Consider the following 16,664-nt stretch of genomic DNA (forward strand, 5'->3'; position numbering starts at 1 on the left):
CGTATCGCGCTTTTTCAGTACGAGATCCCCGATGAGTGAACATCAGCCCGTGCTGCCCTGTGGCCGGCATCGCCTGGATCTATCCTTTCCCCGAGTCATGGGGATCCTCAACGTCACCCCGGACTCTTTCTCCGATGGCGGGCGATATGGCGCCCTCGACGACGCCCTTTATCATGCGGAGCGGATGCTGGCGCAGGGCGCCGCCATCATCGACGTGGGAGGCGAATCGACTCGCCCCGGCGCCGCGTCGATTACGGTTCAGCAGGAACTCGACCGAGTGGTGCCGGTGGTCGAAGCCTTGGTGGGTGAGTTCGACGCTCTAGTATCGGTGGATACCAGTACGCCGCAGGTAATGACACAAAGTGCTGCCTTGGGCGCGGGCATGATCAACGACGTGCGCGCCCTGCGCCGGGAAGGCGCGCTGCGCGCGGCCGTCGATAGCGGCCTGCCGGTCTGCCTCATGCACATGCAGGGCGAGCCTGGCAACATGCAGGAGAATCCGCGCTACGACCAGCCGATCGAAGACGCGGTGACGACGTTTCTGAAAAAGCGTATCGACGCCTGCCTGGCTGCCGGCCTGGAGCGCAAACGCCTGCTGCTCGATCCCGGGTTCGGTTTCGGCAAGACCGTGGAGCACAATCTACGCCTGCTCAATCGGCTGACGGCACTCGAAGCGCTGGAGCTGCCCTTGTTGGTGGGCATGTCGCGCAAGAGCATGATAGGCAAGGTGCTGGGGCGCCCGTTGAACGAGCGCCTGTCCGGCGGCTTGGCACTGACGGCGCTGGCGGTAGAGCGTGGCGCTCGCATCCTGCGCGTTCACGATGTAGGGCCCAGCGTGGATGTCGTCGATATGACCTGGGCCATAATGCAAGAGAGAGTTTTGCCATGACACGACGTTATTTCGGCACCGATGGTATTCGCGGCACCGTAGGGGAGTATCCCATTACGCCGGATTTCATGCTCAAGCTGGGCTGGGCGATGGGCCGTGTGCTGAGTCAGCGCAACGAGCGCGCCAAGGTGCTGATCGGCAAGGATACGCGGATTTCCGGTTACATGTTCGAATCCGCGCTGGAGGCCGGTTTGTCCGCGGCCGGTGTCGATGTCGCGCTGCTTGGACCGATGCCGACTCCTGGCATTGCTTATCTAACGCGTACGCTGCGCGCAGACGCAGGGATCGTGATCTCCGCCTCCCATAACCCCTTCGGTGACAACGGCATCAAGTTCTTCTCCGCGGAAGGTACCAAACTGCCGGACGCGACGGAGATACAGATCGAGGCGGAGCTGGAGAAAGATCTGGAAACCGTGGCCGGCAATCGTCTGGGCAAGGCAACGCGCATCGAAGATGCGGAAGGTCGCTACATCGAATTCTGCAAGTCGACCATTCCTCATCGCCTTAGCCTGCATGGGCTTCGCATCGTACTCGACTGCGCCCACGGTGCCACTTACCATATTGCGCCTAATGTGTTCCGTGAACTGGGGGCGCAGGTGAGCGTGCTGGGTGCCGAGCCCAACGGGCTGAACATCAATCAGCAGGTGGGCTCGACTTACCCGCAGGCGCTGCGTCAAGCCGTGCTCGAGCAGCAGGCGGATCTGGGCGTCGCCTTTGACGGCGACGGTGATCGCGTGGTGATGATCGATGCCAATGGCCGAGAAATCGACGGCGACGATATCCTTTACATCATTGCCAGAGATCATCACGAGCGAGGCGCTTTGCAGGGGGGAGTCGTCGGTACCGTGATGAGCAACTTCGGTCTGGCGGCGGCGTTCGAGACGCTGGATATTCCCTTTGAGCGGGCCAAGGTGGGCGATCGCTACGTGATCGAGCGGCTCAACGCCAACGGCTGGCAGCTGGGCGGCGAGTCCTCCGGTCATATCGTCTGCGGCAACGTGCAGACCACCGGCGACGGCATCGTTTCGGCATTGCAGGTGCTGGCGATCATGGTCAGCGGAAAACGCTCGCTCGCAGAACTGCTCGAAGGCTTGGAGAAAGCGCCTCAGGCATTGATCAACGTGCGGCTGACCGCGGGAACCGACAAGAAAGCGCTGCTGGAAAGCCAGGCGCTACGCGATTCCGTCGCCGCAGTCGAGGCGGAGCTTGGGGATTCAGGCCGGGTTTTGCTGCGGGCCTCCGGCACCGAGCCATTGATTCGGGTCATGGTCGAGGGGCGGCCACGCTTCGATGTCGAGGGCCTGGCGCGACGTATCGCCGCGGACGTCGAGGGGCTGATGGTCTAAAGTGGCGGTTCGGTTGTCTCGAGCAGGCTACTCCTATACCATTTCGCACCACTTTGAAAGAGGAATTGCCATGCGCAGGCCGCTGATTGCCGGCAACTGGAAAATGAATGGTTCGCTGGCGCTGGTAGAGCGCTTCGCTCAGGCATTTACCACGGCGGAGTTGCCTGCCGAAGTGGATATCGCTTTCATGCTGCCGGCGCCTTATTTGCCGGCGGCACAACGCAGCTTCGCAGGGTTGCCTGTGTCATTGGGGGCTCAGACGCTGCACCCGGAACCGAAAGGCGCCTATACCGGTGAAATCAGCGGCGCCATGCTCAAGGAGTTCGGTGTCCATTACGTGCTGGTCGGCCATTCCGAACGGCGCAGCCTGTTTCATGAAGACGATACAGCAGTACTGGCGCGGGTGCGGGCCGCCTTGCAGGCAGGCCTTGAGCCGGTGCTGTGCTTAGGGGAAACCCTGGAAGAACGTGAGGCGGGATCCACCGAAGCGGTGGTGTCGAAACAGCTGGCGGCAGTCTTCGATGGGCTGGATGAAAGCGAGCGCCGGCGGCTGACCGTCGCCTACGAGCCGGTATGGGCCATTGGCACCGGCAAGACCGCGGCCCCGGATCAGGCGCAAGAGGTGCACCTGGCGTTGCGACAACGGCTTGCCCAATATGATACGACGCTCGGCGAGACAGCGCGGCTGCTCTACGGCGGCAGCATGAACAAGGATAACGCGGCGGCGCTACTTGCCCAGCCGGATATCGACGGCGGCCTGATCGGCGGTGCTTCGCTTCAGGTCGGTGATTTTTTAGCTATTTGCCAGTCAGCAGGTTAATTTCATGCAAGTTGCCATTCTCATGATCCATGTGGTGATCTCCATTGCCTTGGTCGCCCTGGTATTGCTTCAACAGGGCAAGGGCGCCGAAGCCGGCGCCTCTTTCGGCGGCGGTGCCTCCCAGACCGTATTCGGTTCTCGCGGCAGCGGCGGCTTTCTATCCAAGCTGACCGCTGTCGTGGCGGCGGGCTTTTTTGTGACGTCGCTGACCCTGGCATACTTTGCCAGCGAAGCAAGCGATGCGCCGGAAGCGGGTATCCCGGATTCGCGTCTGATCGAGCAGCAGAATAACGTGCCTACGCTTGACGATGGGTCAGAAAGTCCCGATAATGCCGCGCCAGTGTTGGAAGAAAGCAACGAATAATTCTTTCACATTCCTGATGCCGAAGTGGTGGAATTGGTAGACACGCTATCTTGAGGGGGTAGTGACCCTACGGTCGTGCGGGTTCAAGTCCCGCCTTCGGCACCATTATGTTTCATACGCTTTCGAGTGATGAAACCCGCGTAACGATAGTGCGCTGTATCTTGACCAATATGTTGATGGCGCTTATAATCATGCACCTGTTGTTGCGGGGTGGAGCAGTCTGGTAGCTCGTCGGGCTCATAACCCGAAGGTCATCGGTTCAAATCCGGTCCCCGCTACCATCTTGGTCTTTGGGCTTGAATAGCCAGCAAAAGCGCCAATCTGGTATCCAAGGTTTCTTGCAAAAGGCCCCTTCCATGAAGGGGCTTTTTGTTAGTCGCTTATCCATTGGCTATATCGACATTGGATAGTCAGTGCGGATAACACGCCAACAGCCACCTAGCTTTCTTAAATCTCTCAGCCAGGTGCCTGAAACAATGGCGATACCTGACAAAGGGCTGTAGGAGTTTCGTCCTTGGCAAACAAGCACGCTACGCTAAATACGCTCATCGAGCCGGTGGTTAGCGCCATGGGATTCGAGCTTTGGGGCATCGATCTTCTCGCACAGGGCAAACATTCCCGCCTGGTGATTTACATTGACTCCGACAACGGTGTCACCGTCGACGACTGCGCGGATATCAGCCGCCAGATCGGCGCGGTGCTGGATGTCGAAGACCCTATTAGCGGCGAGTATCGCCTCGAGGTGTCGTCACCAGGTATGGATCGCCCCTTGTTCGATATCGAGCATTTTGCGCGATTCAAAGGGCATCGGGCGATGATCCGGCTGCGTACGCCTTTCGACGGTCGGCGCAAGTTTCAAGGTCTCCTGGCGGGTGTCGAGGGCGATGATGTATTGCTGCAGCTCGACGGCGAGGAGTATTGCTTTCCCATAGACGCCATCGATCAGGCACGTATCGTGCCGACTTTCGAAAAGTAAGCTTTGAAAAAGGGCTTCGAAGCATGAGATCGAGGCATAAGGAACGGTTTTCCGGCGAGGCAGAGGCATGAGCAAAGAGATTCTGATGGTGGTCGACGCCATCTCGAATGAAAAGGGTGTGCCCCGTGAAGTGATCTTCGAGGCAGTAGAATCCGCCTTGGCCAGTGCATCCCGCAAGCGCTTCGACGATCGGGAGGTCAGCGTGCGGGTCGGGATCAATCGCGCTACCGGTGATTACGAAACATTTCGCCGCTGGGTGGTGGTCGAGGACGACGAATTCGAAGGCCCGGACGCAGAAATCAAGCTGTCTTATGCCGAGCGACGCGATCCACCGCTGGGTCTGGGAGATGTGGTCGAGGAAAAGATAGAGAACGCCGTCTTCGGACGTATCGCCGCCCAGACCGCCAAACAGGTCATCGTGCAGAAAGTGCGCGAAGCGGAACGTGCCGAAGTGGTGCGCCAGTATTCGGAACGGGAAGGCGAACTGGTGGCAGGTATCGTCAAGAAGACCACTCGCGACGGGTTGATCATCGACCTGGGTGACAACGCCGAGGCTTTCCTGCCACGCAACGAGATGATCCCCGGCGAGCGCTACCGCATGAACGAGCGGGTCCGGGCGCTGCTGGTCAAGGTCGACCCGGAAGCACGAGGCTCTCAGCTGATTCTGTCGCGCACCGCGCCGGAGTTGATCATCGAACTGTTCAAGATCGAGGTGCCGGAGATCGCCGAGCAGGTCATCGAGATCAAGGGCGCCGCTCGGGATCCCGGGTCCCGCGCCAAGATCGCGGTCAAGACCAATGATCGTCGCATCGATCCGGTCGGCGCCTGTGTCGGCATGCGCGGCTCAAGGGTTCAGGCGGTCACCGGCGAGCTGCAGAACGAGCGTGTGGATATCATCCTTTGGGACGATAATCCAGCCCAGCTGGTGATCAATGCCATGGCGCCGGCGGACGTCGGTTCGATCCTGGTGGACGAGGATACCCACTCGATGGACGTGGCGGTGGCGGAGGATAACCTCGCTCAGGCCATCGGGCGCAGCGGCCAGAACGTGCGTCTTGCCTCGGAGCTGACCGGCTGGCGTATCAACGTGATGACCGAAGAAGAGGCTGAAGGCAAGCGGGAGCAGGAGGTCGACAGTCTGATCGAACACTTCATCCAGCATCTGGATATCGAAGAGGATCTGGCGCATATCCTGGTGGAAGAAGGGTTCACTTCTCTGGAGGAAATCGCTTACGTGCCCCTCGAGGAAATGTTGGAGATCGAAGAGTTCGATGAGTCTCTCGTCGAGGAGCTGCGTGCCCGAGCGAAGGATGAACTATTGAACCTGGCGATTGCTTCCGAAGAGCAGCTCGACGGCGCACAGCCCGCCGAGGATCTGCTTGAAATGGAGGGGATGGAGCGTCATCTGGCCTTTACACTGGCCAGTCGCGGCATCGTCACGATGGAGGACCTTGCCGAGCAGTCCGTCGATGATCTCGGAGATATCGAAGGCGTAGATGAAGCGCGCGCTGCGGAGCTGATCATGACTGCCCGTGCGCCTTGGTTCGAAAGCGAACAGTAAACAGGTCACGGGCTCAGGAGGGTCGTAATGTCAGAAATGACCGTTAAAGATTTTGCAGTGAAGGTGAAGCGTGATGTGCCTCGCCTGCTGGAACAGATGAAAGATGCCGGCCTGCCTCACAAGAAGGAGGACGACGCGGTATCCGAGGATGACAAGCAGCAGTTGCTTGAACATCTGACCAAAAGCCACGGCGGTGGCCCCGGCGCCAAGAACCGTATCACCCTGACTCGCAAGACCAAGAGTCGGATCAGAACCGGTGAGCGGGGCAAGACCATCGAGGTTCAGGTGCGCAAGAAGCGGACCTACGTCAAGCGTGCCGAGGAAGAGCAGCCGAAACAGCCGGAACCCAAGGCAGCTACCGGTCCGCGTCAGCTGGTCGGCGACATGGCGAACTCGCGTGCCGAGGCCGAAGCCAAGGCGGCGGAAGAAACCCGTCAGGCGGAAGCTCAGGCCAAGGCCGCGGAAGAGGCTCGCCAGGCGGAAGCCAGAGCCGCGGAAGAGGCAGCCAAGGCCGCTGCGGAGCCTCAGATTCCGGTGCCGGAGCTGGAGCCGCAGCCGGTTGAGCAGGGCGATGCGCCTCCAAAGGAAAACCGCGGTGACGGACGGCGTGCTGCCAAGAAAGGCACGGGTCGCAAGGAGCGCGGCGAGCGTGACGACGATGATCGTCGCGAACGCGACGAGCGCCGACGCGGCAGCGGGAAGAAGGTCAAGCGTGCGGAACGGCGCGGTAGTCGTCGCGGGGGGCGGGATAGCGGCGGTGGCAAGCACGGCTTCCAGAAGCCGACCCAGCCGATCGTGCGCGAGGTTTCGATCCCCGAGTCGATCAGCGTCGCGGACCTGGCGGACCGTATGTCCATCAAGGCCAACGAAGTCATCAAGGCCATGTTCACCATGGGCGCAGCGGTGACCATCAACCAGACCATCGATCAGGACACCGCGGCGATCGTGGTCGAGGAAATGGGCCACACGCCTAAGCTGGTCAAGGACGATGCCCTGGAAACCGAGGTGCTGGCAGGCATTTCCTACGAAGGTGAGGAAATTTCCCGGGCTCCGGTGGTCACCGTGATGGGCCACGTCGATCATGGCAAGACCTCGCTGCTCGACTATATTCGTCGCGCCAAGGTCGCCCCCGGTGAGGCCGGCGGTATCACCCAGCATATCGGCGCCTATCACGTCGAGATGGACGGTGGCGATATCACCTTCCTGGATACCCCTGGACACGCGGCCTTTACCGCCATGCGTGCCCGCGGTGCCCAGGCCACGGACGTGGTCATCCTGGTGGTGGCGGCGGACGACGGCGTGATGCCTCAGACCATCGAGGCCATCGAGCACGCCAAGGCGGCGGGCGTACCTCTGGTAGTGGCGGTCAACAAGATCGACAAGCCGGGAGCGGATCCGGACCGGGTCAAGAACGAGCTGTCCCAGCGCGGAGTAATCTCCGAGGAGTGGGGCGGTGACACCCAGTTTGTGCATGTTTCCGCCAAGACCGGGGAAAACATCGACGCGCTGCTGGAGTCGGTACTGCTGGCCTCAGAGGTGCTCGAGCTCAAGGCAGTGCCGGAGGCGCCGGGCAAGGGCGTGGTGGTGGAATCTCGTCTCGATAGAGGCCGTGGGCCGGTCGCTACCGTGCTGGTGCAGAACGGCACCTTGAAGCGAGGGGATATCGTCCTGGCTGGATTGCACTACGGCCGCGTGCGCGCCCTGACCAACGAGCTCGGCAAGCAGGTCGAGTCGGTCGGCCCCGCCATGCCGGTGGAGATTCAGGGGCTCGACGGCACGCCGGAAGCCGGCGAGGAATTCATGGTAGTGGCGGACGAGAAGAAGGCGCGGGAAGTGGCCAACTTTCGTCAGGGCAAGTACCGGGAAATTCGCCTGGCGCGCCAGCAGAAAGCCAAGCTGGAAAACATGTTCAGCCAGATGGGTCAGGACGAGGCCGCCAAGGTCAACATCGTGCTCAAGGCGGACGTGCAAGGGTCTCTGGAAGCCATCAAGGGTGCCCTGGAGGAGCTCTCTACCGACGAAGTGCAGGTCGCCGTGGTGTCTTCCGGCGTCGGCGGTATCACCGGTACCGATGCCAACCTGGCCCTGGCCAGCGATGCCATCGTGGTCGGCTTCAACGTGCGTGCGGATGCCTCGGCCCGGGAAATCATCGAGCGTGAAGGTCTGGACCTGCGCTACTACAGCGTCATCTATCACCTGATCGACGAGGTCAAGCAGGCCATGAGCGGCATGCTGGCGCCGGAGTGGAAGGAAGAGATCGTTGGCGTGGCGGAAGTGCGCGATGTGTTCCGCGCGCCGAAGATCGGTGCCGTGGCCGGCTGCATGGTCGTGGAAGGTACCGTGCATCGCCACAAGAAGATCCGTGTCCTGCGAGAGAACGTGGTCATCTACGAAGGCGAGCTCGAGTCTCTGCGCCGCTTCAAGGACGATGTCAACGAAGTACGCAGCGGCATGGAGTGCGGTATCGGCGTCAAGAACTACAACGACGTTCAGGTTGGCGACAAGATCGAAGTTTTCGATCAGACCAAGATCGAGCGCAGCCTGTAAGGGCAGCGTTTGTAGAGGCTAGCTGACAGGAGCGATGGCCATGCGTGAGTTCAAGCGTACCGATCGGGTGGCGGATCAGCTGCAGCAGGAGCTGGCGGTGCTGATCCAGCGCGAGGTCAAGGACCCGCGCCTGGGGATGATCACCGTCAGCGGCGTCACCGTGAGCCGCGACCTGGGCTATGCAGATGTCTTCATCACCCTGCTCGGCGAGAATGACGACGAGCGGGTTGCTGAAAATCTCAAGGTGCTCAAGCATGCGGCGGGTTTTCTGCGCAGCCAGATCGCAAGGCGCGTCAAGCTGCGTCACATGCCGGAGCTGCGCTTTCATTACGATGAGAGCGTGGTGCGCGGTCAGCAGTTGTCTGCCCTGATTGACGAGGCGGTAGCCACGGATCGGGCCAAGCATACTGATGAAAATGGTAATGAAGGCAGCGATGAAAACGCTAACGATGTGGAGCCGCGCTGATGGCGCGACGCCGCAAGGGATTGTTGGTCGATGGCGTACTGCTGCTGGATAAGCCGTTCGGGCTTTCCAGCAACCATGCCCTGCAGCAGATCCGGCGTCTCTATCAGGCGCAGAAGGCCGGCCATACCGGCACCCTCGATCCTATGGCAACCGGGCTCCTGCCGATATGTTTCGGCGAGGCGACCAAGTTCTCAAGCTATCTGCTGGAAGCGGACAAGACCTATCGCGCTCAGCTGAAACTGGGCGAGACCACTACCACCGGGGACGCGGAAGGCGAAATGATCGAACGGCGTGCGGTTCCGGTGCTTTCCGACGCAGTGATCGAGGAGGCTTTGGCGGGTTTTCGCGGCGAGATCACACAGCTGCCGCCGATGTATTCCGCTCTCAAGCATCAAGGGCGGCCGCTTTACGAACTGGCGCGGCAAGGCAAGACAGTCGAGCGTGCGCCACGGCGCGTAAGCGTTTATGATATTCGCCTTCTCGAGCGCCAGTCCGAAGAGTTTACGCTTGAAGTCAACTGCAGCAAGGGCACCTATATTCGTACCCTGGCGGAGGATATCGGTCGCGCCTTGGGCTGCGGGGCGCATCTCACCGCCCTGCGGCGTATCAAGACGGGACCTTTCACGGCGAAGGGAATGAAGAGCATTGAGGCGCTGGAAGCCTTGGCGGATCAGCAGGCCCGCGAAGCGCGGCTATTGCCGGTGGACGTGCTGGTGGCAAATTTGCCTGCCCTTGATGCAGATGCGGAAAATACGGCAGGGTTGTTACAAGGTCGACCGGCGAGAATCGATACCGCCGGTTGTTCCGCTGGCAGTCTGGCAAGAATCTACCATGACGGCGCCTTTCTCGGGCTTGTCGAAATCAAGGCGCCTGGAGAAGTACTTCCCAAACGCCTGATCAATACCGCCGCTGCCGATCGAGATTCGAGCGGTGGCGGCGTCTAGCGAACTTGCGGCAGGAATGAGTCGCAGGTGAAGAGACTGCAAATATGCGTGGTCTCTTTCATTCATCATCATTCAGGCATATTAATCATTGGAGAGACAGATGGCACTGACCGCTGAAAAGAAGGCCGAAATCGTCAAGGAATACGGCCGTGGTGACAACGACACCGGCTCCCCGGAAGTCCAGGTGGCGCTGCTGAGCGCCAATATCAACGGACTGCAGGATCACTTCAAGACCAACAAGCAGGATCACCATTCCCGCCGTGGTCTGATCCGCATGGTCAACCAGCGCCGCAAGCTGCTTGACTACCTCAAGCGCAAGGATTTCGAGCGCTATCAGTCGTTGATTCAGCGGCTTGGCCTGCGCCGCTAAGACTCTGTTTATGGTCTGCTGCGCAAGCAAGCGACAGCGAAGAACGGGTAGCCCCTCAGGGCTGCCCGTTTCGCGTTTCAAGGGGCGGATACGCTAACCGGAGACCCCGCCGGGCTGGTAGAATGGTCGCCGAGTCAAAACGACCCAAATGTAATCGACAAGGTAAAGGAAGTCACCGTGAATCCGGTCAAGAAAACATTTCAATACGGTCGCAGCACCGTCACCCTGGAAACCGGGCGTATCGCTCGGCAAGCCACCGGCGCCGTACAGGTCACCATGGACGATACCGTGGTGCTGTGCACCGTGGTAGGCAAGAAAGAGCTCAAGCCGGGCCAGGATTTCTTTCCTCTCTCCGTTCACTATCAGGAAAAGACCTATTCCGTCGGCAAGATCCCCGGCGGTTTCTTCAAGCGTGAAGGGCGCCCCACGGAGAAGGAAACCCTGACCTCGCGGCTGATCGACCGCCCGATTCGTCCGCTGTTTCCCAAGGGCTTCATGAACGAGGTTCAGGTCATCTGTACGGTGCTGTCCGCGGATCGCAACCAGGATCCGGATATCGCCGCCATGCTCGGCACCTCCGCGGCGCTGGCCATTTCCGGCCTGCCCTTCAACGGTCCCATCGGCGCCGCCCGGGTGGGATTCGACAATGACAAGGGCTATTTCCTCAATCCCAGCGTGGAAGAGCTGGCCGGTGCCGAACTGAACATGGTGGTAGCGGGAACGCAAAACGCCGTGCTGATGGTGGAATCCGAAGCCCAGGAACTCACCGAAGACGAAATGCTCGGTGCGGTGCTTTACGCCCACCAGGAAATGCAGGTGGCGATTCAGGCCGTCAATGAGCTGGTCAAGGAGGCTGGCAAGCCCAAGTGGGACTGGCAGCCGGCACCGGAAAATACCGCGCTGAAAGAGGCACTGGCCAGCGGTTTCGAATCCAAGGTGGGAGATGCCTACCGCATCACCGACAAGATGGATCGTCAGGACGCCATTGCCGCGGCACGTCAGGAGGCCATTGTCCAGCTGGCGGGGGAAGAGGATGGCAGGTTCGACGCGGACGAGGTCGGCAACGCATTTGCAAGTCTCGAAAAGCGTGTGGTGCGCTCCCGGGTACTTGCCGGGGAGCCACGTATCGACGGTCGCGATCACAAGACCGTACGGCCTCTGGACATCAGCGTCGGGGTGCTACCCAAGGCCCACGGCTCGGCGTTGTTCACTCGGGGCGAAACCCAGGCCATCGTGATCGCCACCCTGGGTACCCTGAGGGATTCACAGCTGATTGAATCCCTAGAAGGGGAGCGCAAGGATCGCTTCCTGTTGCACTACAACTTCCCGCCCTACTGCGTGGGCGAGGCGGGTTTCATGGGTGGCCCCAAGCGTCGCGAGATCGGCCACGGTCGTCTGGCGCGGCGCGGCGTGCAGGCCATGCTGCCTTCCGAAGAAGATTTTCCCTATACGGTGCGGGTAGTTTCCGAGATCACTGAATCCAACGGCTCGAGTTCCATGGCCTCGGTGTGCGGCACTTCTCTGGCGCTGATGGACGCCGGCGTGCCGCTCAAGGCGCCGGTAGCGGGCATCGCCATGGGGCTGGTCAAGGACGCAGACAATTTCGCGGTACTGACAGATATTCTCGGTGATGAGGATCATCTGGGGGACATGGATTTCAAGGTGGCCGGTACCCAAGACGGTGTAACCGCGCTGCAGATGGATATCAAGATCGAAGGCATCAACGAAGAGATCATGGAAGTTGCTCTTCAGCAGGCCTTGGAGGCCCGTCTGAGCATTCTCGAGCAGATGAACCAGGTGATCGGCCAGAGTCGTAGCGAAGTCTCCGAGAACGCGCCCTCCATGGCTACCATCAAGATCGATCCGGAGAAGATTCGCGATGTGATCGGCAAGGGTGGCGCGACCATCCGCAAGATTTGCGAAGACACCGGCGCTTCCATCGACCTGGATGACGATGGCACCGTGCGCATCTACGCGGACGACAAGAGTGCCGCCAAGAAAGCCATCGATACGGTGCTGGCGATCACCGCGGAAGCGGAAATCGGCAAGCTGTACAAGGGCAAGGTAGTGCGGATCGCCGACTTTGGCGCCTTTGTCAATATCATGCCGGGCACCGACGGCCTGGTGCATATCTCGCAGATTGTGCCGGAGCGGGTCAATAACGTGCGGGATTTCCTCAACGAAGGCGACGAGGTAGTCGTCAAGGTACTGGATATCGACAATCGTAACCGGGTCAAGCTTTCCATCAAGGAAATCTCCCCGGAAGAAAAGGCTACTTTCGAGGCTGAAGAAGTCGAAATTTCATAAATTACCTAACGACGAAAGAAAACGCCCCCGCAATTTTGCGGGGGCGTTCTTCTTATGACGAGCGGCTAGGTTAGCCCAATCGCTTGCCTAGTCGCGCTCGATGGCCAGTGCCACACCTTGACCACCACCGATACACAAGGTGGCGAGACCCTTCTTGGCGTCGCGCTTGATCATCTCGTGAAGCAGAGTGACCAGCACGCGACAGCCGGAAGCACCGATGGGGTGACCCAGAGCGATGGCACCGCCGTTGACGTTGATCTTGCTGGTATCCCAACCTAGTTCCTTGTTGACGGAAAGCGCCTGGGCGGCAAAGGCTTCGTTGGCTTCGATCAGATCCAGGTCGTCGATGCTCCAGCCGGCTTTTTCCAGGCAGTTGCGTGTGGCCGGCGCGGGACCGATACCCATGATCGCCGGGTCCACCGCCGCGTTGGCGTAGGCCTTGATATGCGCCAGCGGCTTGAGTCCCAGTTCCTTGGCCTTTTCCGCGGAGCAGATCATGACCACCGCAGCACCGTCGTTGATGGAGGAGGCGTTACCGGCGGTGACGGTGCCGTCCTTCTTGAAGGCGGGGCGCATGCCGCCGAGTTTTTCCGCGGTAATGCCGGCGCGAGGGCCTTCATCCTTGCTGAAGACGATAGGATCGCCCTTGCGCTGGGGAATCTCCACCGGCACGATCTCGTCGTCGAAACGACCGGATTCGACGGCCTCGGAGGCCTTCTGCTGAGAGGCGGCAGCGAACTCGTCCATTTCCTCGCGGGTGATACCGTATTTTTCCGCCAGGTTTTCCGCGGTGATACCCATGTGATAGTTGTTGAAGCTATCCCACAGACCGTCGTGCACCATGGTATCGATGGCTTTCCAGTCACCCATGCGCTGTCCGGTGCGGGAATTGGGCAGAACGTGGGGCGAGGCGGACATGTTTTCCTGACCGCCGGCCAGAATCAGATCCGCATCGCCGCAGCGAATCGCCTGAGTGGCCAGGTGAAGTGCCTTGAGCCCGGAGCCGCAGACCTTGTTGATGGTCATGGCGGGTACGCTTTCCGGGAGCCCTGCCTTGATGACCGATTGACGCGCCGGGTTCTGGCCGACGCCCGCGGTCAAGACCTGCCCCAGTAACACTTCGTCGACCTGATCGCCGGAAACGCCGGTCGAGGAAAGAATGTCCTTGATGACCAGCGCACCCAGGTCGCTAGCGGGAATACCGGATAGTGCACCGCCAAAGGTGCCGATCGGCGTGCGGCGAGCGGCGACAATTACTACATCTTGTTGCATGTTTCATTCCTCGAGCGTGAACTGGAATAAACAGCATAGGAGATGTTTGTGCGTTGCGGCAACGGTTCGTCGATAAACTTTCGAAAAAACCGCCCCGAATCTATCAGGCCAGCTGTACCGGAATGGCGTTGCTGGTATGACTGATGACGTTGCCTTCCTTGAGATAAATCAGAGCAGGCTGGTGATCCTCGAGTTCGGCTTCACTGTAGTTGGCGTAGCTACAGATGATCACACGATCCTTTTCACTCGCCAGATGAGCGGCGGCGCCATTGACGGAAATGATCCGCGAGCCTTCTTCCGCGCGAATGGCATAGGTGGTAAAACGCTGTCCGCCTTCCACATTGTAGATCTGGATCTGCTCGTTTTCGCGGATACCCGCCAAGTCGAGCAGTTCACCGTCGATGGCGCAGGAGCCTTCGTAGTTGAGAACGGCATGGGTGACGCGGGCCATGTGAAGCTTGGCCTTGAGCATGATGGTTTGCATGAAACTCTTCCTTTCCTGCACTAGCGCGGCAAGCGTGCGGTCAAATTGTCGATCAGGCGAGTTGGGCCCAGTTTTGCTGCGGCGAGTATCACTACCTCGCGACTGCTGTCGAGCAGCGGGCCCAAGTCCCCGGCGCGGCGAACCTCCAGGTAGTCGGGGATGAAACCCCGCTCGCGCAACTGTTCGAGAGCGGCGCCAATGGACTGCGCCACGGGAGCACCTTGTTCCAGCGCTACCTTGAGCGCTTGCAGAGTGCGATAGAGCGCCGGCGCCCTGGCGCGCTGCTCGGCGTCGAGATAGCCGTTGCGGGAGGATAGCGCCAGGCCATCCTCGGCGCGCACGATGGGAACGCCGACGATTCGGACCGGGAAGTGCAGATCCGCCACCAGTTGGCGAATCACCGCTAGCTGCTGATAGTCCTTCTCGCCGAAGCAGGCGATATCCGGCTGCACCAGATTGAATAGCAGCGTGACCACCGTGGCGACGCCGTCGAAGTGCCCTGGCCGGCTGGCGCCGCACAGCCCTTCGCTGATGCCGGGTACGCTGACGCGGGTCAGGCTGTCGAGGCCGCGAGGATAGAGCGTAGCGGTGCTCGGTGCGAAAAGCAGATCGCAGCCGGCGTTTTCTAGACCCGCTTGATCCTCCGCCAAGGTGCGCGGATAGGCATCCAGATCCTCTCCGAGACCGAACTGTAGCGGATTGACGAACACCGTCACGACCACCAGATCGGCCTGAGCACGAGCGGCCGTTACCAAGGCCAGGTGTCCCGCGTGAAGGTTGCCCATGGTGGGCACCAGAGCGATACGCTTCCCTCGATGTCGCGCTTCATTCAAGGCTTGGCGAAGCGCGTCGATCTCATGCAGGGTGCGCATCAGAAGCAGTGCTCCTCGGCGGGAAAGCGCCTTGCCTTGACGTCTTCATGATAGCGCCGGAAGGCGTCCTGAACGTCCGCGGCGTCTTTCAGGAAATTCTTGACAAAGCGCGGTGAGCGACCGGCGCTGACCCCCAGCACGTCGTGCATGACCAGAATCTGTCCGTCCACATCCGGGCCGGCGCCGATGCCGATGACCGGCACCTCCACGGCATTCCTTACTGCCTTGCCAAGGCTTGCTGGAACGCATTCGAGCAGGATGACCGAGGCTCCCGCCGCGACCAGGGTGCGAGCGTCCTCGATGATCTGTTCGGCGCGCTCCAACTCCCGACCCTGCACCTTGTAGCCGCCGAGCTGATACACGGTCTGCGGCGTCAAGCCGAGATGCGCGCAGACCGGTACGCCGCGCCGCGTCAGTTCGCGGATACCTTCCGCCATCCAGGCTTCGCCTTCCACCTTGATCAACTCGGCGCCCATGCGCATCAGCTCGCCCGCATCCTGCAGCAGTCGCTCAATGCTCGAGTTGCTCATGAAAGGCAGATCCACCATCAGCAGACTCTGTCCCTTGGCTCTGGCGACACAGCGAGTGTGATAGCGGATATCCGCCAAGGTGACCGGCAGGGTGCTGGCATGGCCCTGCAGCACCATGCCCAAGGAATCGCCTACCAGCAGAACGTCGATACCGGCTTGACTGGCCGCGTGCGCAAAAGACGCATCATAGGCGGTGAGACAGCTGAACGTCTCTCCAGCGCGCTTGCATTCCCTGAGCGTGCCCAAGGTAACAGTTTTCATGATGTACGGCCCCCGAACGGTCGTCAGACTAGCGTCATTGAAAAGCAGGCCTGGCATAAGCGCAAGGCAGGCCTGCAGGAGACGCCGATTGACGATGGGTTGTTACTTGATGATATGCGAGCGGGTAAAAAGGTAACGAAAAATTCGCCTAACTTTAGCGTCAGGGTAACAGCGGCTGCAAGTCCGACGCACTGAATTGAGCCGCAAGAGAGGAGATTCTTCGTCCATCCGGCAGATAAACCTCCCTCGTCAGTTCCGCCAGCGGCAACATGACGAAACTGCGCTGCTGCATATACGGGTGAGGCAAGGTGAGTCGCGGTGTGTTCATCACGATATTGTCATACAGCAGCAGATCCAGATCCAGGCTTCGCGGCCCCCAGTGGCGCTTTCGCACGCGCCGGTGACGTTGCTCTAGCGCCTGCAGCTGATCGAGCAACGCGAGTGGCGATAAGCGAGTCTCCAGCGCCACTACCGCGTTGACGAAATCGGGCTGATCCTGAGGCCCGACCGGGCGGCTGATATAGCAGCGAGAAGCACCGGCAAGCCGAGTCAAGGCAATATTATCCAGTTCCTCGATGGCCCGAGTCACCTGAGCTCGCGGATCGTCGAGATTGCTGCCCAGGCCGACATAGGCGCAGGAGGGTAAGCGCATCGT

The 16,664-nt window shown here is 60.3% G+C and carries 16 protein-coding genes and 2 tRNA genes; 13 read left to right on the forward strand and 5 right to left on the reverse strand.

Going from position 1 to position 16,664, the window contains the following annotated elements; all coding sequences use genetic code 11:
• Window positions 1-31: 31 nt before the first annotated feature.
• The 13 genes from folP to pnp all read left to right on the forward strand — a co-directional run bounded on the left by folP (window position 32) and on the right by pnp (window position 12,590).
• Window positions 32-889 carry a dihydropteroate synthase gene (gene folP, locus FGL86_RS05345; protein ID WP_484266839.1) on the forward strand — a complete coding sequence of 286 codons (858 nt, stop codon included), beginning with the start codon at window positions 32-34 and terminating at the stop codon, window positions 887-889.
• Window positions 886-2,235, forward strand: coding sequence for a phosphoglucosamine mutase (gene glmM / locus FGL86_RS05350; RefSeq protein ID WP_147183621.1), 1,350 nt, complete (start codon window positions 886-888; stop codon window positions 2,233-2,235). The genes folP and glmM overlap by 4 nt, the downstream gene beginning before the upstream one ends.
• A 70-nt stretch (window positions 2,236-2,305) precedes the next feature.
• Window positions 2,306-3,055, forward strand: a complete 750-nt coding sequence (tpiA, locus tag FGL86_RS05355; protein WP_147183622.1) for a triose-phosphate isomerase — start codon at window positions 2,306-2,308, stop codon at window positions 3,053-3,055.
• A 4-nt stretch (window positions 3,056-3,059) separates the two neighbouring features.
• On the forward strand, window positions 3,060-3,419 hold the full coding sequence (gene secG, locus FGL86_RS05360) for a preprotein translocase subunit SecG (RefSeq protein WP_147183623.1): 360 nt from the start codon (window positions 3,060-3,062) through the stop codon (window positions 3,417-3,419).
• An 18-nt stretch (window positions 3,420-3,437) separates the two neighbouring features.
• A tRNA-Leu gene (locus FGL86_RS05365) sits at window positions 3,438-3,524 on the forward strand.
• A 99-nt stretch (window positions 3,525-3,623) separates the two neighbouring features.
• Window positions 3,624-3,700 (forward strand) — tRNA-Met (locus tag FGL86_RS05370).
• 233 nt (window positions 3,701-3,933) lie between these two features.
• Window positions 3,934-4,395 (forward strand): ribosome maturation factor RimP, encoded by a 462-nt coding sequence (rimP, locus tag FGL86_RS05375; protein WP_147183624.1) that lies wholly within the window; start codon window positions 3,934-3,936, stop codon window positions 4,393-4,395.
• A gap of 67 nt (window positions 4,396-4,462) precedes the next feature.
• A complete protein-coding gene (gene nusA, locus FGL86_RS05380) occupies window positions 4,463-5,956 on the forward strand; it encodes a transcription termination factor NusA (protein ID WP_147183625.1) in 1,494 nt (497 codons plus the stop codon).
• Window positions 5,957-5,983: 27 nt separating this feature from the next.
• Window positions 5,984-8,503 carry a translation initiation factor IF-2 gene (gene infB / locus FGL86_RS05385; protein ID WP_147183626.1) on the forward strand — a complete coding sequence of 840 codons (2,520 nt, stop codon included), beginning with the start codon at window positions 5,984-5,986 and terminating at the stop codon, window positions 8,501-8,503.
• A 40-nt stretch (window positions 8,504-8,543) separates the two neighbouring features.
• The gene (rbfA, locus tag FGL86_RS05390; RefSeq protein WP_147183627.1) at window positions 8,544-8,969 is read left to right on the forward strand and encodes a 30S ribosome-binding factor RbfA; all 426 of its coding nucleotides are present in this window, start codon (window positions 8,544-8,546) and stop codon (window positions 8,967-8,969) included.
• Window positions 8,969-9,913, forward strand: a complete 945-nt coding sequence (truB, locus tag FGL86_RS05395) for a tRNA pseudouridine(55) synthase TruB (protein ID WP_147183628.1) — start codon at window positions 8,969-8,971, stop codon at window positions 9,911-9,913. Before rbfA ends, truB begins: the two co-directional genes overlap by 1 nt.
• Window positions 9,914-10,013: 100 nt before the next feature.
• Window positions 10,014-10,283: a 30S ribosomal protein S15 gene (gene rpsO, locus FGL86_RS05400; RefSeq protein ID WP_147183629.1), complete on the forward strand. Its 270-nt coding sequence runs from the start codon at window positions 10,014-10,016 to the stop codon at window positions 10,281-10,283.
• 177 nt (window positions 10,284-10,460) lie between these two features.
• Window positions 10,461-12,590 carry a polyribonucleotide nucleotidyltransferase gene (gene pnp, locus FGL86_RS05405; RefSeq protein WP_147183630.1) on the forward strand — a complete coding sequence of 710 codons (2,130 nt, stop codon included), beginning with the start codon at window positions 10,461-10,463 and terminating at the stop codon, window positions 12,588-12,590.
• An 87-nt stretch (window positions 12,591-12,677) separates the two neighbouring features.
• On the opposite strand, the gene FGL86_RS05410 is transcribed toward pnp, so the two are convergent.
• The 5 genes from FGL86_RS05410 to folK form a co-directional block, all read right to left on the reverse strand.
• Entirely contained in the window at window positions 12,678-13,862 is a 1,185-nt protein-coding gene (locus FGL86_RS05410; protein WP_147183631.1) for an acetyl-CoA C-acetyltransferase, read from the reverse strand.
• Window positions 13,863-13,965: 103 nt separating this feature from the next.
• The gene (panD, locus tag FGL86_RS05415) at window positions 13,966-14,346 is read right to left on the reverse strand and encodes an aspartate 1-decarboxylase (protein ID WP_147183632.1); all 381 of its coding nucleotides are present in this window, start codon (window positions 14,344-14,346) and stop codon (window positions 13,966-13,968) included.
• A gap of 20 nt (window positions 14,347-14,366) precedes the next feature.
• Window positions 14,367-15,218: a pantoate--beta-alanine ligase gene (gene panC / locus FGL86_RS05420; RefSeq protein ID WP_147183633.1), complete on the reverse strand. Its 852-nt coding sequence runs from the start codon at window positions 15,216-15,218 to the stop codon at window positions 14,367-14,369.
• Complete coding sequence (gene panB / locus FGL86_RS05425; protein ID WP_147183634.1) at window positions 15,218-16,009, reverse strand: 3-methyl-2-oxobutanoate hydroxymethyltransferase; 792 nt, start codon at window positions 16,007-16,009, stop codon at window positions 15,218-15,220. Before panB ends, panC begins: the two co-directional genes overlap by 1 nt.
• A gap of 160 nt (window positions 16,010-16,169) precedes the next feature.
• Window positions 16,170-16,661, reverse strand: a complete 492-nt coding sequence (gene folK, locus FGL86_RS05430) for a 2-amino-4-hydroxy-6-hydroxymethyldihydropteridine diphosphokinase (RefSeq protein ID WP_147183635.1) — start codon at window positions 16,659-16,661, stop codon at window positions 16,170-16,172.
• Window positions 16,662-16,664: the final 3 nt, after the last annotated feature.

This window comes from Pistricoccus aurantiacus, assembly GCF_007954585.1.
Classification (GTDB): Bacteria; Pseudomonadota; Gammaproteobacteria; order Pseudomonadales; family Halomonadaceae; genus Pistricoccus; species Pistricoccus aurantiacus.